General features: G+C 48.0%; 18 protein-coding genes. 9 read left to right on the forward strand and 9 right to left on the reverse strand.

Annotated elements, in window-relative coordinates; genetic code table 11:
• The first annotated feature begins 10 nt into the window (after positions 1–10).
• Positions 11–1126, forward strand: coding sequence for a saccharopine dehydrogenase family protein (locus DXZ20_RS27765; protein ID WP_163702337.1), 1116 nt, complete (start codon positions 11–13; stop codon positions 1124–1126).
• A gap of 74 nt (positions 1127–1200) precedes the next feature.
• Here DXZ20_RS27765 and DXZ20_RS27770 read toward each other — a convergent pair whose 3' ends face one another.
• The 7 genes from DXZ20_RS27770 to DXZ20_RS27800 all read right to left on the reverse strand — a co-directional run bounded on the left by DXZ20_RS27770 (position 1201) and on the right by DXZ20_RS27800 (position 11722).
• Complete coding sequence (locus DXZ20_RS27770) at positions 1201–2154, reverse strand: S-layer homology domain-containing protein (protein WP_163660329.1); 954 nt, start codon at positions 2152–2154, stop codon at positions 1201–1203.
• A 797-nt stretch (positions 2155–2951) separates the two neighbouring features.
• The gene (locus DXZ20_RS27775) at positions 2952–3587 is read right to left on the reverse strand and encodes a DUF6232 family protein (RefSeq protein ID WP_163702340.1); all 636 of its coding nucleotides are present in this window, start codon (positions 3585–3587) and stop codon (positions 2952–2954) included.
• Between the two features lie 17 nt (positions 3588–3604).
• On the reverse strand, positions 3605–4804 hold the full coding sequence (locus DXZ20_RS27780) for an HlyD family secretion protein (RefSeq protein WP_163702342.1): 1200 nt from the start codon (positions 4802–4804) through the stop codon (positions 3605–3607).
• A 48-nt stretch (positions 4805–4852) separates the two neighbouring features.
• Positions 4853–7093, reverse strand: a complete 2241-nt coding sequence (locus tag DXZ20_RS27785; protein ID WP_163702344.1) for a peptidase domain-containing ABC transporter — start codon at positions 7091–7093, stop codon at positions 4853–4855.
• 669 nt (positions 7094–7762) lie between these two features.
• The gene (locus DXZ20_RS27790; protein ID WP_163702346.1) at positions 7763–8266 is read right to left on the reverse strand and encodes a DUF937 domain-containing protein; all 504 of its coding nucleotides are present in this window, start codon (positions 8264–8266) and stop codon (positions 7763–7765) included.
• A 57-nt stretch (positions 8267–8323) separates the two neighbouring features.
• On the reverse strand, positions 8324–11266 hold the full coding sequence (locus DXZ20_RS27795; protein WP_163702347.1) for a DUF4912 domain-containing protein: 2943 nt from the start codon (positions 11264–11266) through the stop codon (positions 8324–8326).
• A gap of 63 nt (positions 11267–11329) precedes the next feature.
• The gene (locus DXZ20_RS27800; protein ID WP_163702350.1) at positions 11330–11722 is read right to left on the reverse strand and encodes a hypothetical protein; all 393 of its coding nucleotides are present in this window, start codon (positions 11720–11722) and stop codon (positions 11330–11332) included.
• A 293-nt stretch (positions 11723–12015) separates the two neighbouring features.
• Here DXZ20_RS27800 and DXZ20_RS27805 point away from each other — a divergent pair, with 293 nt between their 5' ends.
• The 8 genes from DXZ20_RS27805 (at position 12016) to DXZ20_RS27840 (ending at position 23019) form a co-directional block, all read left to right on the forward strand.
• Positions 12016–14997, forward strand: coding sequence for an AAA family ATPase (locus tag DXZ20_RS27805; protein WP_163702352.1), 2982 nt, complete (start codon positions 12016–12018; stop codon positions 14995–14997).
• Between the two features lie 207 nt (positions 14998–15204).
• The gene (locus DXZ20_RS27810; RefSeq protein WP_163703636.1) at positions 15205–16653 is read left to right on the forward strand and encodes a glycoside hydrolase family 13 protein; all 1449 of its coding nucleotides are present in this window, start codon (positions 15205–15207) and stop codon (positions 16651–16653) included.
• Positions 16654–16733: 80 nt separating this feature from the next.
• Positions 16734–17903 (forward strand): esterase-like activity of phytase family protein, encoded by a 1170-nt coding sequence (locus DXZ20_RS27815; protein ID WP_163661682.1) that lies wholly within the window; start codon positions 16734–16736, stop codon positions 17901–17903.
• Positions 17904–17944: 41 nt separating this feature from the next.
• Positions 17945–18091, forward strand: a complete 147-nt coding sequence (locus tag DXZ20_RS27820) for a hypothetical protein (RefSeq protein ID WP_163702354.1) — start codon at positions 17945–17947, stop codon at positions 18089–18091.
• A gap of 185 nt (positions 18092–18276) precedes the next feature.
• Positions 18277–18684 (forward strand): Gp49 family protein, encoded by a 408-nt coding sequence (locus DXZ20_RS27825; protein WP_163660311.1) that lies wholly within the window; start codon positions 18277–18279, stop codon positions 18682–18684.
• Positions 18685–19003: 319 nt separating this feature from the next.
• Complete coding sequence (locus tag DXZ20_RS27830; protein WP_163702355.1) at positions 19004–20203, forward strand: NAD-dependent epimerase/dehydratase family protein; 1200 nt, start codon at positions 19004–19006, stop codon at positions 20201–20203.
• A gap of 262 nt (positions 20204–20465) precedes the next feature.
• Positions 20466–21596 (forward strand): glycosyltransferase family 4 protein, encoded by a 1131-nt coding sequence (locus DXZ20_RS27835; RefSeq protein ID WP_163660308.1) that lies wholly within the window; start codon positions 20466–20468, stop codon positions 21594–21596.
• A 352-nt stretch (positions 21597–21948) separates the two neighbouring features.
• Positions 21949–23019, forward strand: coding sequence for a WD40 repeat domain-containing protein (locus DXZ20_RS27840; protein ID WP_163702357.1), 1071 nt, complete (start codon positions 21949–21951; stop codon positions 23017–23019).
• Between the two features lie 99 nt (positions 23020–23118).
• Here DXZ20_RS27840 and DXZ20_RS27845 read toward each other — a convergent pair whose 3' ends face one another.
• Together DXZ20_RS27845 and arsB are read right to left on the reverse strand one after the other, a co-directional pair.
• Entirely contained in the window at positions 23119–23574 is a 456-nt protein-coding gene (locus tag DXZ20_RS27845; protein WP_163702359.1) for a phosphatase domain-containing putative toxin, read from the reverse strand.
• Positions 23575–23602: 28 nt separating this feature from the next.
• Positions 23603–24748 (reverse strand): ACR3 family arsenite efflux transporter, encoded by a 1146-nt coding sequence (gene arsB / locus DXZ20_RS27850; protein WP_163702361.1) that lies wholly within the window; start codon positions 24746–24748, stop codon positions 23603–23605.
• Positions 24749–24755: the final 7 nt, after the last annotated feature.

Consider the following 24755-nt stretch of genomic DNA (forward strand, 5'->3'; position numbering starts at 1 on the left):
TAACTGGTTTATGGCACAGCGAGTTTTGATTATCGGCGGCAGTGGCCGCATTGGTCGGAGCGTGGCTGCTGATTTGTTGCGTCATACCGATGTGGAAATGACCCTAACGGGCAGACGTGCTCAGGCTGCGTTTAGTCTGGAGCCACGCCAGCGATATCAATCTCTGCACCTGGAAGACAAAGTGCGGGTGAGGGATGCGATTTCATCTCACGATTTAGTCATCCACTGTGCGGGACCATTTCGCCCACGAGATTTCCATATTTTGTCCCAATGTATTGAGCAAAAAGTTCCCTACATTGATGTTGCCGATAGCCCTGATTACGTTAGCAAGGCATTGGCATTTAGGGAGGTTGCCAAAGTGGCCGGTGTGACCTGCATTGTCAGCACTGGGGTGTTTCCCGGCATCTCTAATGGTATGGTGCGTCAGGGTATTGAGCAATTAGAAAAAGCTCAGCATGCTCATCTCAGCTATTTGGTGGCTGGGTCGGGTGGAGCAGGTGTAACCGTTATGCGCACCACATTTATCGAGTTGCAAACTCCCTTTGCAGCCAAAGTTGACGGTCAGCAACGCTTGATTCAACCCTACAGTGAGCGAGAAGTTTTACCCTTCCCTGCTCCCTATAACCAAGGGGCCGGCGTGTATTGGTTTAATACGGTTGAAGCCCTTACCCTGGCCCAATCCTTTCCTCAATTAAATACCGTAATCACTAAATTTGGCTCCCTGCCTGACATCTATAATCACCTGACCAGTTTAATGACTCTGATGCCATCTACCTGGCTAAAACAACCTGCCATAACAGAATTTCTCTCTCAGGTGAGTTATGCCATGACACAAGTCACCGATCGCTTCAGTGGTACAGGCATTGCCATGCGTTTGGCTCTCCGTGGGCAATCTCATGGACAAGCCGCCACCTACCTGGCTACGACGACCCATCCAGATACAGCTGCTGCTGCTGGGTATGGCACCGGCAGCGTAGCTCAGTTAATTTTATCAGGGCAACTCTCTCTCCCAGGTGTATGGCCAGTGGAACGAGCGCTGCCAACGTCTCTCTTCAAAGAAACATTGGCAGAACGGGGGGTAACGGTTCACAGCACCCTCTGTCTAGATGAAAATCTGTCTAGATGAAAACTGTCGTGCCAAAACCATTCATTAGATAATCTTGCACTCAAACGTGCTGACTGGTATCACTACTCAGTTCATTAATCATCATCGTCGTCATCGTCGTCGTCGTCATCATCGTCATCGTCGTCGTCATCGTCGTCGTCATCATCACCGCCGTCGTTGCTGCTATCGTTATCAATATCAACCGAGTTATCTATCTCAATATCGTTGTTAATCGAGATGAAAATATCGAGGAAGTCGTCGGCCACATACTCATTACGAACATATTCAATAATTCCCAAGCTGGCCATGGCCTGATGGATAAAACCACAGGCTTCGGAACGACTCACTACTTGGGAAAGGTTGAGACGACTACGATTGGGGTAATTAACGATAATGCCACGCTCAGTCAGTGCTGCAATGATGAGGCGGTATTCCGTGGGAATAGTATCAGCGTCTTCATAGATACTGAGAATCTCCGTCACGGTCTTCCCCGAAATAATTTCGGTGTAGCCTAAACCACGGGCTAAAGAAACCAAAACATCTAATCGTGTCAGTCGTCGTTCTGGATTAGCAACAACATCATCTAGATCGATAAAGCCCATGGAATAGGCCTTTTGAATAGCATTATAGGCCCAGTAGCTGCGAGAAATGCCAGAAATAGACGAGACTTGGCGCACTTGCCTCACATCAAAGGCTTTGTTAACTAACGCCGAGAACTGAGCATGGGTCAATCCATTGGTAGGCATAAACATGCCATTGGGAAACCCTTCGATAATGCTACGTTCACTTAAGGGGTAAATAAAGCTTGATGCCCAATAATTTTGACGAAGATCTGTAAAACTAGTTTGCCGAACAACACTGCGACGAATCACCTGTGTCCTTTGAGTTTGAGCAAGCAATTCTGAATCATTGTCTGACGTTACTACCTGTGCATCACGGGTGTTTGCTTGCACCGTGCTGGAGAAAACGCAGAGAGAGAGTACTGTTAGACAGGAAATGCCTAGGCCTGTGATGTTGCGTACAAGTCCTAAACGTTTAGAAGTATCCATGTTTAATTTCCTTTAGATTCAGATAAATTAAAAACAATTTCACACATCGAATGTTCAGCCATCCCCGATTTTATTTGTACTGATATCAGCCCGTATCTATTGATACTCTAACCGTGGGTTACCTTTAGTGACCGGCAATCCACACCGAATCGACAACAAACAATATTAGGGCTTATGAGTCACACTGATGTAATAACAATATGGAAGGTCTGTAGTAGATTCTGTGGTAGAAGACCTTAGATGTGATTCAACCCCACCGTGCCTAGCTAGGACAAGATACTATGGACCAATTTTTTAAGTGGTTTTCAACTGGGAAATCTACGAAAAACTTAAGTACTATCGCGTAGATATTCTAGATACTTGCAAAACTGAGTAGCTCGTTACGGTTGTTTTACATCCCCACCAGCAACTTTGAAATATATTGACAACTCAAATACAACATTGTTCAAAACAATATAGGGTCAATTTGAAAATTGGTTGGTTTACAAATGTTACTGATTTAGAGACAGCCAAAAAGCTAGTTTAATCTAATTTTGATCACGTATTTAAAGCTTCTGTAAAGGCTGTGGCAAATAGTTTGAAGATTGTAATTTTGCCCTTGTCAAACGTTGCTAGCGTATATTAACAACAATCAATATAGCAGCCTAGATAGAACTCAGGAGGACATTGTCCTGAAGTATCCTAAGTAAATAGATGTCAGTGTGTTGCCCCTTCTTCAACCGTTAGACGCTTGCGCTTAAATCATCACCCCATTATTCCATCACTCATCCACCCCTCTACAGCCCCAACCTGGGGCTTTATGCCTTATGGAGGGTTTCGCCTGTGTACATATTAACCATCAGGGACTCATCGTTAAGATTGACCTGATCTAGACGGCGAAAAAGAATTTGATATAAGGTCTGAATTGCCTTGAGACTATGGCTTGTAATGACAACTTTTGACTCAGTCTGCATGGTCATGACAAGTCCGAATTCACCGCGTCTACGTTGTTCAATCCACCAATTAAAATACACGGCATACCCCAGACTACTGATGAATAGGATCATGCCAAAAACGTGCACTAGCCAGGGTAGAGAGCCAATAACTAGCACTACACCAATTGTGGCTATAATCCCAGCAGCAAAGTTACTGAGCTTTTTTTGGATGACGGATCGCCTGCGATGCAGTTTTACGATTTGCAGTGAGTCAATGTTCTTGATAGGATAGACAGCCTCACCATAGAGTAACTCGGTGGCAGTGACCAAAGCTTCATCCCAGAAAATTTCTACCGTGTGGGAGCTAGGCTGAGACGCTTGCTTATCTACATGAAGCCTTGGGGATAGGGTGGCTGTATCCAGTACTAGTTCATTAGCTACTAGGGTCGCATCTCTAAGCGCTAATTTACCCTGTGACAAAGGCATTTCTTCTAGTTGTCGCTCGTCAGGCTGTACCACGGTAGTTTCTCAATAACTTAAATATTGCTGCTGAAACGCAGCTTCCTCAAAAAGAAGTTAAATAGCTTCTCTTGTCCAGTGATGATTGTTAGTTCCCCCTCCATCCCAGGCAACAACTCACAGGCCTCTGATCCGACAGCCTGTAGGGCCTGTTCTGTGGCTTCTACAGTGACTATGTGAGAGGTATCTGAAAGATTATCTGATTTGACTAGATCAGTTGCCACATCTGTTTGTGCTGATTCAATTAAGCTAATTTGGCCTGGTAAGGAACCAAATCTAAACGCAGCACATTTGGGTAAATGTAGCTTTGTAGGATGGCCGATTTCAATGTTTTGAATATCATTATTAGGTAATAACGCCTTAATCACTAAACCTGTTTCATTGGAAATAACTTTAGCGATAGGTTCATCGGAAGCAACGGTCTGCCCTAACCTTTCAAGCTCTAAATCATAGACAGTACCTGCTTGGGGAGCACGAATTGTTAGGCTGTCGATTAATTGTTGAGTTTGTTCTAACTCTTTTTGTTCCTGCTTTAATTGGCTTGTAAGATTTTTTTGATATTCCAAGAGCGTGTTCTTAGAATATTCAAATTGTGGCAGGTTATTGTTAGTTCCTATTCCCCCTGGTACCAATTGTTTTAACCAGCTAGACTCTGCTATACGTCTCTGTTCCAGGGAACTTAGCTGACCTTCAACTTGGGCTAAGCGCTCTTCAATCCCAACAAGCTGAGTTTTGATGCGAGTGGCTTTAGCAAGCAGTGTTGTATTTTTTAGAGTAGCAATCTCTTGATCTGGTTTTAGGGAGTCGTAATCCTTAACGAGAATCTTGTCAACAACTCCTCCCATACCTGCTTTGACAGACCGGATATCACCAATGGGCTCAACTACAGCTTCAGCTTTAACCGTTGTGTTGTAAGTGATTAAAGTAGATGCAAATGCCCCTATACCCAGTAAACTTGCCAAACCTAAACCGCCAAAAATCAGTAGGCGGTTAGGGGACGGCAAAAAATCATCGACTACAGGTGATGCCAGAGACTGGGCCTCTTCTACAGATGTTTGCCGCGCTTGATATTCTTGTTTTGCTGGTAGGGTGCCTAAAGGTGATTTTGCTTGCTCAATTACAAGCTCAATGTCAGTAACGGACTCAATCGCTGTTGTTTTTTTTATTTGACTAGGCAACTCAAACATAGAATTTGAAATAGCATCATCATATTTCATGGGCCACACTCACATTGCCAATTATTATAAGTTTTTTGTGTAATTTGATTAGTTCTCTCGACGTCCTGGGAGAGAGGAAATATCAGAGATTGTTTTAGTGTTACTTGCCACGAGACGCTTAGCCCCCCCTGAAGAGTATGGTGATGAACCTTCCAGAAATTGTAAGTGGCCACCTTCTTGACTGAGTAAGTATTCAGGCGAGCCAGCAATATCTGCTTCCCCGTTGTTAATGACGGTAACCCAATCAGCGATGCGGGTAACACTGGCGCGATGGCTAATTAGAACCGTTGTATGCCCCTTGCGATGCACTAACAGTCGTTGGAGTAGGTCAGCCTCACTGAAGGGATCTAATGCAGAGGTAGATTCATCTAAAATTAGGACAGCTGGTTTCAGCGCTAAGGCTCGAGCAATGGCCAAACGCTGTAGCTGACCTCCCGATAGATTAGATCCGGACTCTCCCAAAACGGTAAGATAGCCTTCTGGTAACTGGTCAATAAAAGAATCTGCGCCCGTAATGCGGCAAGCTGCGACAATCTCGTTATAGGTGGTCTTAGGTGCACAGAGCTGAAAATTTTCTAGAATTGAACGACTCCAAAAATGAGTCGTCTGGGATACTAAAACAATCTGTTGACGAACACATTCAGAAGATAAATCCCGTAGATTGTGTGGACCGACAAGTACTTCGCCTGACTGATAGGGATGTAGGCCCGCTAAAATCTTAGCAATCGTACTTTTTCCAGAACCAGAGGCTCCAACAAGGGCAGAGAATTTACCACCAGGAATTGAGAGGGAAAACGTTTCTAGTAAATTGAACCGCCCCGGATAGTGGAAGGTGACTTTCTTAAAGGTGATATCTCCATCTGAGGGAATTTCAGCTAAGGGCTTTAGCCAATCATCTGGATTTTCATCCTCGACATCAATAACGTCATCAAATCGTTGAACTGATGTCTTAACTTCCATAAATCTGTCTGAAAATTTGACCAGAAAACTAATAAATTCCAGAAAGCTATAGCTCATGATGCTAAAGGCTAGGAGCTGCCCTAAGGTCAATTCCTCTTTAATCACCATGGAGGTGCCCAGCCAAAAGATACCAATTTGCCCAACACCTGATGTCAAAGTTGCTAACTGGCCAGTAAAAAAACTGAGTTGTACAGCGTCAGCTTTTTTACTAGCTAAATTACCAAATCTTCCCTGTATTTCTTTCCAAATTTGGGGCTGGGCCGTTGTTGTCTTTAATGTCATAGCCCCTCTGAAGATTTCCACCAGCATGGCCTGGTTCTTAGCTTTCAGAGATAGCAGACGTCGAATACGGATCTGAAATATAGGTAGTAATGTCAAGGTTGCTCCTAACATTAGGGCCGCTGTTAGCAGTGAGAAGGCTGTCAGACGATAGCTGTAGAAAAACAGCATGCAGCCAAGGGATACGGATGCTGTAAAAAGTAACCCAGGTAGCTGAACGGCTCCATCAATAATGAGCTCATTAATACGGGAAATATCTTTGAGACGACTAGCAAACTCACCGCTACGTCGAGTTTCATAGTAATTGAGCGGTAGCTTTAGTAATTTACGCCCAAACTCTAGGGTAATTCCTAGTTCTAATCTTTGAAAGATATTGGCGACTAACGTAACTTGGACTAGATTTAATAAGCTTTTAATGATAAAGAAGCCCAGAGCCGCTAAAGCCACCCTAGGCAACAGATGAATATCACCTGCAATTAGCACATCATCTGTGATGAACTGAATCAGAAATGGAAAAATTAGGGATAAAAAGCCAATGAAAAGACCGTATACTAGTATTTGAATTAATGAAACACGATAAGGCCAAAGCTTTTGTAGAACACCAATAACTCTGCTGGGTTGATCGGTTGATAAGCGATAAAATGGTTCATCGGGTACCAGCAAAAGCATGGCACCATCCCCCCAATTGCGCTTGATTTCGTCCGCACTGAGGTGGCGAATGCCAATACTTGGATCCGCTATAACGTATTTATTTTGTTCTTTTCCGTAGAAAACAACCCAGCGCTCCCTACCCCAGTGAATAATCGCGGGTAAAGGCAGGCGATGTATGCGATTAAAAATATCATCGGTTGCCTGACCAGAACGAGCTTGAAAGCCTAAGGCTTCAGCCCCTTGTTGCAGACCTAGTAAAGATGAACCCAGCTGGCCAGTTCCTACAAGTTCACGGACATGTGACAGAGGAAGTTTTTGACCATAGTGCTTGGCGATCATTGCAATACAGGCAATTCCGCAATCTTCTTCTCTAGGTTGATTAACAAATGAGTACTTCATAGGATTACGGCGTATGTGCCTTGGGGCCAATCACAAAACTTCCGGGCATAAGATTCAATGCCACAGGAGAAAAATACAGATAGAACCTATTTGTGATGATGAACCTTGAGGTAATCTTCGACAGATAACTCTTACTATCTGAAACGAAACCACCAGGATGAGAGCAGCTAAATTCAGTTAGATGGCTGATATTCTAGCTGATATTCTATTTTTAGTAGCTTTGAATACCGCCAATAAAGACTTTGCTCAACTACCTCCCTTAATACAAACATCATTAATAATGCATAGCGATACTTGAAAAAAGTCAGCCAGGTAGACCTATGACCAATTCAAATGTATATGACAATGAAAGTGGTCAATGTGTTTCTACGGAAGGATGGGGGCTTGTATAAATGTGCCCTAATGCTCAGTGGACTATGCAGAACGTCGCTGCAAATAATGTTCTAGATTTGCACCTGTCAAGTAGGACGATAAAAAATCATGTATGTTTCCAAAAATCCAAGATTTTCGATAAAGTCTCTGCTTTTATACGGATTAAATGTAGTATGTTTTTGGGGGATATACTACCTGTCTCAATACTTGGGCACGGATAGGATGATCGAGAACGTTTTGCTATTTCACATCTAATTTATTGGAGATTCACATACTTAAGCAGCCTTATATGCTTAGTCAGGCTAAAAATCGCTCTGCAAATTTCATAACATGGCCTAAATCCGTATTTTTCCCACGATTGCTGTCTAAAAACACACTTAGCAGAGAGTTGATTCCACCGACGCTGCCTGGTGTTGGCGCACCCATGTTAAACAACTGCATCACAATGGGCAGCAGTTTTGGGAACATAGCCTGGGCCGTAGAGGCTTGCATTCCAGTTTTTTGGGCGACTGTGTGGGCGAGTTGTTCCTGTAGCTGTGGAGAAATGATCGATGTCAACACTGAGGCATCATCTGTGCGACCCAGCATGGAGGCTAGCTGTCCAGCGCCGAACTGAGACTGTTTTTGTTGTAAGACAGGCTGTAGAGCTCCACCTAAAACAGTCATCATGGACTGCATTTGATGGGGATTAACGCCCTGACTACTGGCCAACTTTTGCACTGATGTGATTATTTGTTCTAACTGACTGATGTTGGCCTGCTGGTTAGGATCGTTGATTGCACTTAATACTTCGAAAAACATTGTTTTATTCTCCAAAATGCTCTTACTATTTGTGTTCCAATAGAGTTGTTGTGCCACCTATTGCTTGACTATTGACAGGGTGACCTCGCCTGAGTTGTCATCTGGATAGGTGTCTAAAAAGAAGGCGCAAATTTTAACACGCTCTCTAACATCCAAAATTAGGGTGTCATCATATCCATTGAGTGTGGTCCAGGTGGAACTGACGGGAACCCCAGTTTTTTGATTGATGACTGTGCCTCCATGAACCCAAAGCAACACAAAAGCTTCCCCTGGGTGATTGTCGTCAGCGTCATAGTTGAAGACTCCATCTCGAAGCTGCAATGTGTACATGCCCGAAGTTAACTGATAAGTGCTGGCAACATTATGTTCAATGTGGTGCAGCTGACCTTCATCAAACATAATGGCATTGTTGCGGCTATGGACTTGAACAGTTTGAGTAGAGCCTTGATTTAAGGGGGGGACTTGTGGTGTATCAAGGTTGTTTCCATCTGTGGGATCGGCCTGCCGAGCTTTGACTGTGGCGGCGGATAGACTGCCAGTGGCCACAGCGGCGGCGACTGGAATGGGGGATGTTTGCTCAGGGACTGTGTCTGTTAAATCAGCCGTATTGTCGGATTGGGTTAAGACTTGAGAGGGGGTCACTGGGATGGATCGAGCCAACGTTAGCCAGTCTTCAGAGGCTGTTTGGTAACCGACCTCTGCTACATACTCACTGTGATCATTGGGTAGATGAACGGTGCGATCGCAATCCGACTCCGATAGACCGTAGGTAAGTGTGCTGTTGGGCGACTGTCGCTCGATATCAATAGCTGTGACATCGTGAATACGCAACTGATAAGCCTGCCCCCCTGCTGCTTTGAGGGCCGATTTTGCTGTTTCAGGAACTTCCCAAAAGGCATATGCCTTTTGAGAGCTGTGCGGAGCCATGACAATCCGACTGTTGGAGATGGCTGAGTTTGCAGCTTGTCCGACAGCAGCACCTGCGACGGCAGCACCTGCGACGGCAGCAGCACCTCCCAGCACAGCAGCACCAGGAAAGTTGCCGGTTAACGTACTTTCTTGACGACCGCCAGCTTGTACCAAATTTGATTGAGCTAAGGATAGCCAGCTACCTGAGGCAGTCTGATAACCAACGTCTGCGATGTAGTCGTGACCTGACGTAATGGGGAAATGGGCATCCCTATCCGCCGCTGCACACTCCACCTGAGCAGCAGGTTCCGGTAAGGCTGCATCGTTGGGTCTATCGGTAACATCGTAGAGCTTCGCCACCAGAGTTTCACCCCCTTGAAGCTGAGCATCCGCCAAGTGTTCTTTGGGAATTTCCCAGTAAGCATAGGCGTTTTGCCCATTGCGCGGCGTGAGAACCATGCGCCCCGCTGTTGCAGACGGTTTTGCTTTACCCCTTGCTAGCTTAGTTCCTAGGGCCGCAGCTCCTCCCGCCAGAGCCGCCCCACCTAAAACCGCACCTCCCAGAGCACCAGCCATGCCTTGACCACTAGGTTTTGGTGCTTTAAGCTCGGATAGATTAGAGGCAACTGGCTTGACGTCAGGACGGACAGGTATCCGTATGGGAGCTGATTTGGTAATGGGTAACCATTGATTATCGTTGGTCAAATATCCCACTTCTGCACAGTAATTGCGACCGTCCCCTTCAATCGGTAAGTGGAGATCAGGGGTGGACTCCAAACAGGGTAACTCCGCTGTGGGGGTAGGCAGAGGCGAATTTTTACTGCGTCCAGTGACATCGTAGAGGCGCAGCATCATGGTTTCTCCCCCTTGCCGCTTTACTTCAGCCAAATGCTCTTGGGGAATTTCCCAATAAGCATAGGCATGCCGATCGTTTCGGGGAGTTAATACCATACGAGGTTGGACTGGACTCTCTGCCACGGATGCAGGGGGAGCACCACCGCCGCTTTTTAACAGCCACCACAGCAAACCTCCTAATAACGGAATCGCGAGCAGTGGCAGTAGCCAAAATGGAAATCTACCGGTCTCTCTACTGGTTGTTGCCCCCGCTGGTGGATCAGCTGCTGTTGTACCGGGAGCAGTCGCTGATGTATCAGCATCGGTGGGAGCATTACCACTGGCTGATGTTGCGGTTGGTGTATCGGTTGGTGTATCGAGGCCAGATGCAGCGTCTCCAACAGCAGGAACCTTTTCCCCTAGTTCAGTGGTTGCAAATCCTAAAAAAGCAAGGGCTGCGGGACTAGCGCCTTCTTTATAAACAAAGGCACGATATTGAGAATAGGGATAGCGGGGATCATCTGGTAACGTTTGGTGCATGGGGATGATGGTCACATCATCGCGTTCGGCCACCTGGGACACCACCGCATAACCAATACCATCAGCGCCAAGGGCTGAAATCACACTTTCAGTTTCATCATCTGATACTGGATCAGCGATGGTCCCTGTTGTGAATGGCTGTCCTTCAAAGACGTTATAGGTACTGAAGGCCCGTCGGGTATCACTATAGCCAGGTCGATCAACTAAGCGAATGGGAACATTCGGACCGCCCACTTCAGACCAATTGGTAATGTCTCCTCGAAAGATACGGGCAAACTGATCAAAGGTGAGATCGCCTTCAAATCCGTTCTCTGGGCCAATGATAATGGCCAGTTTTTCCCGCTGTTCCAGAGGAACTTCTATGGCACCCTGCGATTTTTCTGCATCCGTTAACGGTCGACCTGTGGCTAGGATATCAATGTCGCCATTAATCAGCGCTTGAAATGCTTGATCTGTGCGGCTGGTATCGAGCTCAACATCCACATTGGGAAACTGTTTCTCAAATCGACTCTCTAAATCTTCGTTGGTGAGGCGCATGCTGGTGGAACCATCCACCTTGAGAGTTGTACCATCTGGTAGAGCATTGGGAATCGGAAAGCTTTCAGGAGGCGCTTCAAACGATTGAGCGAACAAATTTTGTCGCGCAAAGCTCTCATTAAGCACCTGGGAAACTGCTATTGTTGCAACAATAATTTTGGCGAATTTAACCAAAGACATCTTTCGGTACACGTTTTTGATCCAAATGTATGGAATACGAGAGATGGGCAGACAAAACCACGCTCAGAGGGTGGTGACAGATAGGGTTAATTCACCACTGTGGTTGCCTGTGCTGGTATCGAACAAAAAAGCACACAGCGTTGCTGGCTCAGTCACATCCATTGTCAAGGCGTCATCGTAGCCATTTAGCGACGCCCAGGTGGCAACAACTTCCACATTTGTTTTTCTATTAATAACTTTGCCACCATAAATCCATAGCAAAATCCAGGGTTCGGCCTTGGCCCCCGTGCCCGTTGTGTAAGAAGTCTCGTTTTTCAGAAGCTTGACAATGTTAGTGCCAGGATTTAGCGTCACCGAAACACCCTTATCTTGAATCGCATTCATTTGTTCGGGACTTAGGCGATAACAGTTATATCGACTATGCACTTTCAGATCTGTAACTACGTCAGCTTCCATGGTTTCAGCCTCCTTTAATCTGCCAGTGAAAAATTACAAGTCCATTTTTAAGGACAGATAAAGTTTTCTATCCACTTAGTCAAAACGGAACCTTATCGGTTATGGTTTTTGAACTTTGCTACAACATACGGCGAATTTAGCCCAAGAATAATCTCTCTTAAGGATAAAACTGGAATTACAGGGCGTTATAAGTAAACCAGATCGATGGGATCGCTAGTTATTTAAAAAACAGATCGCAAGTACTAAAGATCGTATGTACTTGCTATGGTGGGCATAGGCTGTAAAGCTATGCCATGATTCCCAAGCGTCTAACCCTAATTAACTTTTTGAGCTATCGAGAGGTTACCCTCGATTTTGCGGGGTTGCATGTGGCCTGTATCTGTGGCCCCAATGGTGCCGGTAAGTCTTCGTTGCTAGAGGCGATGGCATGGGTGATTTGGGGACACAGTCGGGTGGCCACCGATGATGACGTTATTCACCTAGGTGCCAAAGAGGCCAGGGTAGAGTTTACCTTTGAGCACCAGGGCCAAGTTTATCGAGTTTTGAGGGGACGCAGACGCAAGCAAGGCTGTTTACTCGAATTTCAGATACAGACAGAAAATGGATTTCGCAGTCTGACCCAGCGGGGAGTGCGGGCAACGCAGCAGCTGATTCTTCAATATCTGAAGGTGGACTACGAAACGTTTATCCATTCGGCCTATTTGCGGCAGGGCCGAGCGGATGAGTTTATGTTAAAGCGCCCAGGTGAGCGGAAGCAGATTTTGGCTGATTTGCTAAAGCTGAGTCAGTATGACCGTCTGGTGGAAAAAGCGCGGGAGCGGGGGCGTGACTATCAGGCTGAAATTAAAGTCTTAACTACAACGCTAACTCAGGCGGAGGAGCAACTGGCAGAACGCAGTGCGATCGCCACCCACTATCAAACATTGCAGCAACAGGTTACAGACATCCAGCAACAGCAGCAGGCGGCTCAAGAACAGCGCGATCATCTGCAACAACAGCAACAGCAGCGGCAGCAACAGCAACAGTTGTTGCAAACCCTGCAACAACAACTTGAGCACTTACACCAAACTAAAATGCTGCGGTATGCAGAGCTACAGCGGGTTGAGGAGCAGTTTAATGCTTTTCAGGTGGAGTTAAATGCAGCTCTCGACATTGAAGCAGGCTATGGTCAACTGCAACAGTTGCAGACCCAAGAAGAGGAGTATGCCCAACGCTTTCAGCAGTATCAGCAAACCCAGACTAAACAGGTGCAGTTGCAGGCCCAACGCCATGAACAACGGGCAGCATTACAGACCGCCATTGGCCAAATGCAGCTGAAACTTGCCTCACTAGACGAGACAATTGCGGAGCTGCAGCAGGGTCTGAGTCAACGGGAAACCGTGAAGGTCAGTTTGACACAGCTCCATGCTGCCCGTCAGCAGCTGCGCCTATTGGACCAACGCCAGATGGATGTCACACCGTTACTACAGCGACGGCAGCAGGTTCACACCCGACTGAAACAGGCATCGGCACGATTGGAAGCCCGCTTAGAAGCCATCAGTCAAACCCAGGCTACCCTGGCCCCTCAGCAACAACCGAAACTCCATCAAACCCTGGCCCAGGTACAGCATCAGCTCACCTATCTAGAACAACGTCGGGCCTATCAAGCTCAAGTTCGTCAAAAAGGTCAAGAGCGACGAGATTTTATGGCACAGCTCCAAAGTGAGCAGCGTCAGATTGAGCAGCAGCTGATCCAGTTAGAACAGCGGCTAGCGGTGCTGACCCAGCCAGCCGCAAACTGTCCTCTATGTGAGCGCCCCCTGGCGGATCATGGCCCCCAGGTGATTTCCCAACTACAACAGGAGCGAGACACCTTACAAAAGAGAGTATGGGTGATCCGTGAACAGTTAACCACCTCTGAACGAGAGATTCAGGTGCTCCGGCGGGAATATCGAGCCCTGGAAGCAGAGCTAGAAAAGTACGGTATGGTGTTGCAAAAGCAGGGGGCTCTCAAGGCTCAACTCAGCTCTGCAACAGAAGTGACCATGCGGCTCAAAGCACTGGAGCAAGAACGGCATCATTTAGAACAATGTTTAGATTCAGAAGACTATGCAGCCGACTTACAACAAGAATATCAACAGCTAGAACAACAACTTACCCGATTAAATTATGATGAGCGCGATCACGCCCTCGTTCGTAATCAAGTTGAACAGCTACGTTGGGCCGAATTTAAGCAAGCGGAATTATCTCAAGCCGAGCGCAAATTGGAACGACTGTTGGCGGAACGACCTGAAAAAGAAAATGAGTTAGCGGCATTGCGATCGCAACTCGACACCTTTGATCAACAACTCCCTCAAGAACTATTGCAGTTAGAGGAAACCCTGGCAGCGCTGGATTACTCCTCTGAGCATCACCAACAGCTCCGGCGACGTCTACACGCCCTGCAACCCTGGCAGCTGCGCCATCAGACATTACAGCAGGCCCGCTCCACATTGCCTGATCTAGAACAGCAGCGCCACACCTTATCCACTATTCAAGCGGAACAGCAGCAACAATGCGAGATGCTACAGCAACAGATTGCCAATACTGACGTCAACCTTATTCCTGATGCCACCGAGCAAATCCAGCAGTTGGATGTTACGTTGGCCCAACTGCAAACCCAGCGAGAAGCACACATTAGCCAGCTGGGTCGTCTAGAACAGCAGCTACAGCAGTTGGATGCCCTACAGCAACAGGTCGATCAACAGCGGCAACGACTCCACAGTCATCAGCATCAGTACAGGGTGCATCAAGAGCTGCAGCATGCGTTTGGCAAAAACGGCATACAGGCATTGATGATTGAAAATTTACTCCCCCAGCTAGAGGCAGAAACCAACCAAATTCTGGGGCGTCTCAGTGCCCATCAGCTGCATGTACAGTTTGTCACGCAGCGTTCGGGGCGTAAAAAACTGATTGACACCTTAGATATTCTAATTGCCGATACCCAGGGTACAAGGGCCTACGAAACCTATTCTGGTGGTGAAGCGTTCCGGGTCAATTTTGCCATTCGGTTAGCCTTGGCCCGGCTTTTAGCCCAGCGATCTGGCATGGCGCTGCAGATGCTGATCATTGATGAGGGGTTTGGTACCCAGGATCAGGCAGGGTGTGATCGATTAGTGGCAGCGATCAATGCGATCTCACCTGATTTTGCTTGTATTTTAGCCGTGACCCACATACCCCATTTTCGAGAGGCCTTTCAAACCCGCATTGATGTGATGAAAACGGAAGCGGGCTCCCAGGTACGACTATCGGGATAATGTAATACGAAAGGGAAATACGGAGGGGAAATACGAAGGGGACCTACAGGAGGGATCGACAGTCAGCGCTGGGGATCAACTCCCTCTGCCATGGCCTCTACATGGCCTCTACATTCAGGTAGCAACCATATCTTTAAGCATCCTAACGTCTAAACGATTTTCCCTAACAAACCGCTACCCTAAGCGATGCAGTCTGCCATAGCTTCTATGCAAATCCAAACTCCTGACTGGGTGAAACATGCCGTCTTTTATCAGATTTTTCCGGACCGGTTTGCCCGCACCCAGCGACAATCCCGACCTCCTATGATGCAGGTGCCTTTGGAAGCGTGGCAGGTACCGCCCACCCTCAGCGGGTATAAAGGGGGTGATTTATGGGGTGTGGCCGAAAATCTAGACTACCTCAACGACTTAGGTGTGAATGCCATTTACTTTACCCCCATCTTTCAATCTGCCAGTAACCATCGCTACCATACCCATGACTATTATCAAGTCGATCCATTGCTGGGGGGCAATGAGGCCTTTTTTGATTTACTAGAAGCCGCTCACCAACGAGACATCAAAGTTGTTCTTGATGGTGTTTTTAACCATGCTAGCCGTGGATTCTTTTTCTTCAATGACATCCTTGAAAACGGTCCCACATCTCCCTGGTTAGACTGGTTTAAGGTAGAAGGGTGGCCCTTATCTGCCTATGATGGAGCTAAACCTGCTAATTACGAAAGCTGGTACGATAACCGAGCCCTACCGGAGTTTAATCACGATAATCCCCAGGTTCGCGAGTACATCATGCAGATCGCTGAATACTGGCTTCGTCAGGGAATTGACGGCTGGCGATTGGATGTCCCGTTTGATGTAAAAGCAGAGGGTTTCTGGCAAGAATTTCGTCAGCGGGTAAAGGCCATTAACCCAGAGGCCTATATTGTGGGAGAGATATGGACCGATGCCCGCCAATGGCTTGATGGCACACAGTTTGATGGGGTAATGAACTATCTCTTTACGGGACCAGTGCTGGCCTTTACAGCTAAAGATCGAGTTGTTATGTCCCTGGTGGAGAGACCCGCCTACTTTCCCTATCCTGCCCTCGATGCCCAGGGCTATGCCAAAAAGATAGACGAGTTGTTGGCCCTGTATCCCTGGGAGATTCAATTAACCCAGTTAAATTTGTTATCAAGCCACGATATTGCCCGTGCCATTACTGTTGTTAGCGACGATCAGCGGAGTTTTCAACTGGCTGTGTTGTTACAAATGACCTTCCCTGGTGCGCCCAGCATTTACTACGGTGATGAAGTAGGATTGACGGGTGCCCACGATCCAGACTGTCGTCGTAGTTTTCCTGATAAACCAGATTGGCATCAAGCTTTGTTAGCCCTGCACAAAGAACTCATTGCCCTGCGGCATCAGCATCCTGCCCTACGTACCGGCTCCTATCAAACCTTGGCTGCTGAAGACGATCTTTATGCCTTTGCCCGCAGCCATGAAGAAGAAACAATTGTAGTGGTGGTGAACACAGGTAAGCAGCCAGGCATGGTTACCCTACCAACGTTGCCAACGTTAAGGAAGGACATGGACGTTCTTTGGGGAGAGATTGAGTTTGCCAGCAAGACTCAGCAGGTCAGACTCCCACCGCAGTCAGGGGGAGTCCTAGGTACATCAATTTAGTGGGTCGCTTTTACAGACGCTTTAATGAGCCGTCTGCTACCCTAGGAGGGTTTATGAAGCTTTTGTTAGAGGCGTGGGTAATGAACAGGCTGAAACAACGGGGGGGAAGCGGTTTTTTAGGTTTTTTAAACGCTTTTCTGTGGATAGGATTGTTGGCGGTTGTTGTCAGTAGCTGTGCCGTTTCCCAGGTCAGTGCCGAAGAACGTTTATTTCTGGATCTATCGGTAGAGGCTATTAACCATATAGTGCTGCCCATGGAAGACTTTGAAGGGACTCAAGTCGGCGGGCTATCAGCGATTGCCTACGATCGCGATCGCAACCAATACTATGCCCTCTCTGACGATCGCCAACGCCCGCGATTTTACACCCTCAGCCTGGCGCTGAAGCCGTCTGGCATCCAGGCTGCCAGGGTAGAAGCCGTCACTGATCTACAAGACCAGGATGGCAACTCCATTGCGCCTCTGGATGCTGAAGGCATGGTTCTTACCCCTAGCCGCAGCTTAATTGTTTCCAGTGAGGGCTCCCCTCAGCAAAAAATCCCACCAAAATTACAGGAGTTTGATCTAGAAACTGGGCATCTCAAAACTAACTTTCGTATTCCAGAACGGTATTTGTTGGCCTCCCAGGATGGCGAAATTTCGGATCCCCAAACCCAGGGCATTCAAGAAAATATTGGATTTGAAGCATTGACCCTGAGTGCTCCCGGTGGCTCCTATGAACCCTTTCGACTATTTGCTGCCACCGAAGGCCCACTGTACCAGGACTTAGATGTTGACCCGGATATTCCCTTTAAGAACCGCTGGCTCCACTACCTGATTGATCCCAATTTTGTCGGCACAGGGCAGTCTACACTGTTGTCAGAACACTTGTATTCCATGGACCCTGCTCCCCTGGGGGCACTGCTCAATGGGTTATCGGAAATTTTATCTATCGATGTGGGCGGGCACTTTTTGGCCATTGAACGGGCCTTTGGCCTGCAAGGACTATCCATTAAGCTCTATCAGCTGGCCACTGGAGTGGCGAGTGATGTCAGTGCGATCGCAACTCTCAAGGGTGACACCAGCGGCATCACCCCCATTCGCAAGCGGCTTGTGGCAGATTTAACGCCTTTAGAGCCAGATAATCTAGAGGCCATGACCTTAGGCCCGAAACTGTCAGATGGACGTCAAAGCCTGATTATGGCCAGCGACAATAACTTTGACAATCGGCAGGAAACGCAGATTTGGCTCTTCACCTTAAGCGGTCTCTAAAGACAACCTTTTATAAACGCCACTAGTCTCGAAACTAATCAATGCTTTATAGAGCACATCACACAGCACGGGAATGCTGGTGTGGGGAGCGATTAGCTGCGATCGCAGCGGTAATCAGCGTTGGCATTGGCACCTTTGACCGATGGCTAGTACGTGACAATATCCGGGAAACTTACGAACGGGGATGAATCATCGTAACGGATAACGTTGCAACGTCACGCTATGACCAGGCTCTAGCCGGTAATGTGACCGCTGCTATCTGCGGGCTGAAGGTCAGCTAGGATGGCCTGATCAGTCGCCTCAAAAAGCAAGAAACTGCTCAAGTAGTGTTCTACATGCCCGACAAAAAACGAGCTACGTAAGGAGAAGCCTCATGCATCAAACTTACATCGGTGTCAAAGAAGTGGAAGCTAAACCACTCAAAAAACATGGTCGAGATGGATATGAGGTGATCTATCCTGATGGGTATGTGAGCTGGAGCCCGAAAGCCACCTTTGAAACCGCTTACTTTCCCATTAGTGACAGCACCCGCATTTCTGAAACAGTGGTAGAGGCCTTTATCGATGATACGGAAACCCTCACCTTGGGAGAAAAAACCACCATTATCAGAGCCCGGCTAATTAATGGATTTGAACTATTTGCTCATTCTGCCTGTGTCGATGCAGCCAACTATAACGAGGTATTAGGGGCTGCCGAGTGTTTGCAAAAAATCGAAGCTCAGGTATGGCACCTTCTAGGCTTTACCCTCCGGTGGGCCAGAACTGGAGTACCCACCGATTAAAACCGCTTAACTAAAGATGTGACCACCCTGGGGGTTAAGCAGTGCGATCGCAGATGGACAGGTTGAGGCAATGGATACAAGTACACTAACCAGCAGCGACTCCGGTCGCGACTACTCCAACCGACGCCCAGAACGCTAAACAAAAGTGACGATCACAGCCAACATCGATCCTGGGAATGTCCATATATACAGACGCTCTCTTATTTTCTCAGAGGTGAGAGAAAATTTTGGTTCTTTGAGTTTTGCAAATCTTGGTTTACGCTTGGTAGGAATCGCCCAACAACTCTAGGGCGTGTGAAGGAGGCTTAAGCGCTAAAGGATGAAAGTAATCGTATTAGGGGGAGATGGCTTTTGCGGCTGGCCCACTGCACTGCATCTATCCAACGCAGGTCATGAAGTTGCCATTATTGATAACCTATCGCGACGTAATATCGATAATGAGCTAGAAATTGCTTCTTTAACTCCCATTAGCTCCATGTCTACTCGCCTATCGGCGTGGCAAGAAGTCAGTGGTAAAACCATTGACTTTCATAATCTCGACATTGCCCAAGAGTATGACAGACTCTTGCATCTAATTTGTGACTATGCTCCGGATGTGATTGTGCACTTTGCCGAGCAGCGGGCTGCCCCCTACTCCATGAAGTCAGCAAAGCACAAGCGTTTCACCGTTGATAACAACCTTAACGGCACCAACAATGTCCTATGTGCCATCGTTGAGTCTGAGCTAGATATCCATGTGGTTCACCTCGGTACCATGGGTGTTTACGGCTACGGCACCGCTGGTATGAAGATTCCCGAGGGGTATCTGGATATCCAAGTAGTTACCGATTCGGGTAAGGTCATCGAAAAACAGATTCTGCATCCAGCTAATCCTGGCAGTATCTATCACATGACCAAAACCCAAGATCAGTTGTTCTTCGCGTACTACAACAAGAACGATCAAGTACGGGTGACTGACTTACACCAGGGAATCGTTTGGGGTACCAACACCCGTGAGACTGCCATGGATGAGCGGTTGATCAATCGTTTTGACTACGATGGTGACTTTGGCACAGTGCTGAACCGTTTCTTGATGCAGGCTGCCATTGGTCATCCGCTAACTGTTCATGGCACCGGTGGTCAAACACGGGCATTTATCCATATTCAAGACACCGTCCGCTGTGTTGAGCTGGCCATTGATAACCCACCGGCCAAGGGTGACCGCGTTAAAATCCTGAACCAGATGACAGAAACCCATCGCGTGCGGGATCTAGCGCGCATTGTGGCTGACATTGCGGATGCTGAAATTCAGTATATGGAGAACCCCCGTAATGAAGCGGCAGAAAACGAGCTAGTCGTTGACAATCAGTGCTTCTTAGATATGGGGCTCCAGCCTACCCAACTGGACAAAGGTCTAATGTTGGAAGTGACAGAGATTGCCAAGAAGTATGTTGGTCGCTGCGACACGTCCAAGATTATCTGCACATCCAGGTGGACTAAGAAGTCTACTGCTGCACCTACCCCCATTCCTGCAGGTTAGGTCCCAGTGATTACGGTCATGTGATTACTGGATAGGCAGAGTATGGGATCAGGGAGTCGCTCCCCATTGATTCTATGCTCTGTTTTTTATTTTAGGGGCTCATCCCATCTCAAAGCTCACTATCGATCAATGCAATCGATGTTGCCTAGGATATTGCCAAAAAAAAGATTTTATGAAAGCTTGAGCCTGAGGCAATTTCGCGATTGAATAATCAACAGCTCAGTATTTTTTGATACATCTGCATTCAATCATTGCTAACCGTATGCGCATTGCTCTGTTTACCGAAACATTCCTTCCCAAAGTTGACGGTATCGTAACCCGTCTCAAGCATACCGTCGAACAGCTTCAGGCCTTAGGGGATGAGGTATGCGTGTTCTGCCCTGAGGGGGGGCTAACGGAATATAAAGGGGCCAAGGTGGAGGGTGTTTCTGGCTTTCCCATGCCGTTATATCCAGAGCTGAAGTTGGCTTTGCCCCGTCCATCTATTGGTGAGGCACTAGAAGCATTTCAGCCTGATTTGGTGCATGTGGTTAACCCAGCGGTCCTGGGCTTAGCAGGCGTCTACTATGCCAAGGCCTTAGAAATTCCGCTTGTGGCTTCTTACCACACGCACTTGCCTAAGTATCTAGAGCACTATGGCTTCGGGATGTTTGAGGGCATGCTGTGGGAGCTACTCAAAGCAGTGCACAACAATGCACGGATGAATTTGTGCACGTCTACAGCAATGCAGCAGGAGCTAACTGAACACGGTATTGAAAATGTCAAGGTTTGGCAGCGGGGTGTCGATACAGACCTGTTTCGCCCGAGTCTGGCCAGCCGAGAAATGCGTGGGCGGCTGAGTGAAGGCCATCCAGATGCACCATTGCTGCTGTATGTGGGACGTCTATCTGCTGAGAAAGAAGTGGATAGAATCAAGCCAATTTTGGAGGCGATTCCAGACGCTCGCTTAGCTCTGGTGGGTGACGGTCCCTATCGAGAAGAACTGGAGGAGCATTTTGCAGGAACCGCGACTAACTTTGTCGGCTATCTTGGGGGTGAGGAATTAGCGTCTGCCTATGCCTCTGGCGATGCGTTTATTTTCCCATCTCGAACAGAGACGTTGGGATTGGTGCTGTTAGAGGCGATGGCGGCAGGCTGTCCCACTGTGGCCGCTAATGCAGGCGGCATTCCCGACATTGTTACCGATGGTACAAACGGATTCTTGTTTGATCCTCAGGATGAGGAAGGGGCAATTAAGGCGACACAGCGTCTGTTGGCGACCCGTGCTGAAATTGAGTTGTTGCGCCGCAATGCTCGCATGGAAGCTGAGCGTTGGGGCTGGCGTGGGGCCACGCAGCAGCTACAGAAATTCTATGCTGAGGTGCTTGCTGCTGAAATACCCATGGTGGCGTAATAAACGGGGGGATGTCCAACCTCCATTTCATTCATTGACATTTAGATCATACTCAGGTAGCGTCCAGACAAATCTCATCTGGGCGCTGTATTTTTGTGTTGAGTGGATCGTATGCCAGTTCTTGGTTCTTGGTTTTGAGTTGTGGAACTATGACATTGCTCAGTTCTGACATTGCCAAGTATGGAGGGCTCTGAACTGTAGACATGCCTTTGGGAACTGATATTAGATGACTATGCTAAATTCAGAAATATGTGATTGTTGATACTCAACGTGGGATGTCTGGTCTGTTCACTTGTTGTTAGCAATGGGATAGCTGTCTTAAGTAAGACATTTAAGACATTAGGGACGCATCATGAACTATCTAAATGGCTGGCTACGACCATGGTTTACTGAACTGAACCAGCGACCATTGTTATGGGTACCCGGTATTGCTGGATTAGTCGCGGCGCTGGCGCTGGTCATACCGGCAAGCCTAACCCGTACTGTAGAGCCCACGCCGACCAACGATAGTGGATCTGCACAGCTGTCCATTGTGCCTAAGACTCAATGGACATTGGCCCAGTATTTTCAGGGGGATAGCCCAGTATGGACAGTGGTTACCCATACCCAGGAAAGCGGTCTCTCTCTTTTAATTGGCGGCGAGGCTAATGGCCAAATAAAGGTGTGGGATCGGCAAACGGGTGACCGTCTGCACACTCTCATCGGGCATGAGGATGCGGTTAGGACCTTAGCGATATCAGCAGCTGGCCACTGGCTGGTCAGTGGCGGCGGCGATGGTTTGAAGGTGTGGCGATTGGAAACGGGAGAACTGCTGTATAGTCTTCCGGTTAAAAATTCCCCCGTATGGTCAGTGGCTTTGAGTCCTGATAATCAGATATTGGTCAGCAGTGACTATGCTGGCAATATTACGGCCTGGGATTTTAGGACTGGCGAACAGCTTTACAACAGAAATATCAGCGAGCCCGTGTGGTCAGTCAAGATTACACCCGATGGTAAATCCTTGATCAGCGGTGGTAGCGATCGCATCATTCGCCAATGGGATTTGGCCACCGGTACCCTCCTAAACAAGCTCACCGGCCATGACGATACTGTGCGCTCACTGGCCATTAGCCCAGATGGTGAAACCCTGGCCAGCGGCAGTTGGGATCAAACCATCAAGCTGTGGGATTTGACAACCGGTACGTTGCAAACCACCCTGACTGACCATAGCGATCGCGTCGTTGCTCTGGATATTAGCCCCGATGGCCAAATCCTGGCCAGTGGTAGCGTAGACACGGCGATCAAGCTGTGGGATTTATCCAGCCATCAGGTAATTCAAACATTGGATGACAACGATAATTGGATTTTGTCGGTGGACTTTGACGTTTTGGGACAAACGCTGATTAGCAGCGGCAAAGACCAACCCGTCAAGGTGTGGCAGTAAGGTTGGCAAAATCCAGCGCCTCCCTGACGGTTCCCCGTACCAAGGGGAACCAGTTGTTGCCAAAAGTTTCACAGGATCGCTCACGTATCTGAACATTGCTTAATCCGAGAGACTTTTGAGAAAGTTAATCTGTGCTTCCCTCAGCTCCACCGCTGGATTAACCGTCAAGATGGTATTTAAAGCCTTTTCATAGCTGTCTCCTGCCTTGATTAATAATGCAGCCAGCACCGTACCGGTACGGCGACGACCGCTGGAACAGTGGATAGCCACGGCATGCCCCAGACAGGTTTGCGCATCTACAAAGGTTTTGATTTGTTCCACCTGCTCCAGACTGGGGGCTTTGCCACCGAGGATGGGTACCCAGATATGGGGAATTTGATGCCGTTGGTAAAGCTCCAAATTGCCATCATCACTCATCAGTGAGACCAGTGCGCCAATGCCCTCACCCATCAGCTCTGCTAGCTCTGCTTCAGTGGGTTTGCGCACACCAGCAAGACGCTCGGGGATAACCCACCACAGCTGCTGAGAAATGGGGGGCAAGGACAGGTCTGACATGGTGGTCTTTGGGAATAGCTCTAAATATCTAGGAAAGGGGACGGATACAACGGGGGTCAGGCAGGGTGGCTTTGTGGGGTTCACGGGAGAACCAGAACGCTGTGCGTTTGCACAGGGCCACTAGCATGAGCATAACGGGTACTTCGATCAGCACACCCACCACGGTGGCCAGGGCCGCACCGGAGTTGAGGCCAAACAGGGTGACGGCGGTTGCGATCGCAACTTCAAAATGATTGCTAGCCCCAATCAGCGCCGCCGGTGCAGCATCTTCGTAAACCATGCCCATCTTTTGAGCGGCCACGTAGGTAATTAAAAAGATAAGGTTTGTCTGCAGAAATAAGGGCACCGCAATCAGCAAAATATGTAGCGGATTACGAACAATCAATTCTCCCTTGAGGGCAAACAGCAAGATCAGGGTGGTGAGCATGGCAAGAATCGCCACCGGTCCCAAATACTTCAAAAACACATTCTCAAACCAGGCTTTGCCCTTGTGTCTTAGAATCCAGGTACGTGAGATACTGCCCGCCAACAGGGGTAATCCCACGTAGATGAGCACCGACAGCACAATGGTTTTCCAAGGAACGATCAGGTCATTGGCAGAGAGTAGCCATCCCCCCAGAGGGGCGTAGAGAAACAACATGGCCAGCGAATTAATAGCCACCATGACTAACGTGTGGCCCTGGTTGCTATAGGATAGGTAGCCCCACATCAGCACCATGGCTGTACAGGGGGCAATCCCCAGCAAAATTGCCCCAGCAATGTAGGAATTGGCCAGGGTCACTTCACTGCCGCGAATAATCTCGGTGCCTGTGAGTATTGGTTGAAATAGCCAGCCCAGGAAAAACTGGGCCAGCACCACCATGGTGAAGGGTTTAATCAGCCAATTAACAACCAGGGTAAGCAGCACTGGTTTTGGTGTTTGAGCCGCTCGCTTAGCCTGGGAAAAGTCAATTTTCACCATGATGGGATACATCATGAAAAACAGACAGATGGCAATGGGAATCGATACTTGATAAACACTCATGGCATCGAGTGTTTGGGCCACACTGGGAAAGACTCGCCCGAGGAGAATTCCGGCAACGATGCAAACGGCTACCCAGAGGGTGAGATAGCGTTCGAAGATATTGAGTTCACCACCGGCCTGGGGGGGAGCTTGGGAATAATCGCTGGTCATGGGATAC

It is taken from the genome of Adonisia turfae CCMR0081, from assembly GCF_011009555.1.
Classification (GTDB): Bacteria; Cyanobacteriota; Cyanobacteriia; order Phormidesmidales; family Phormidesmidaceae; genus Leptothoe; species Leptothoe turfae.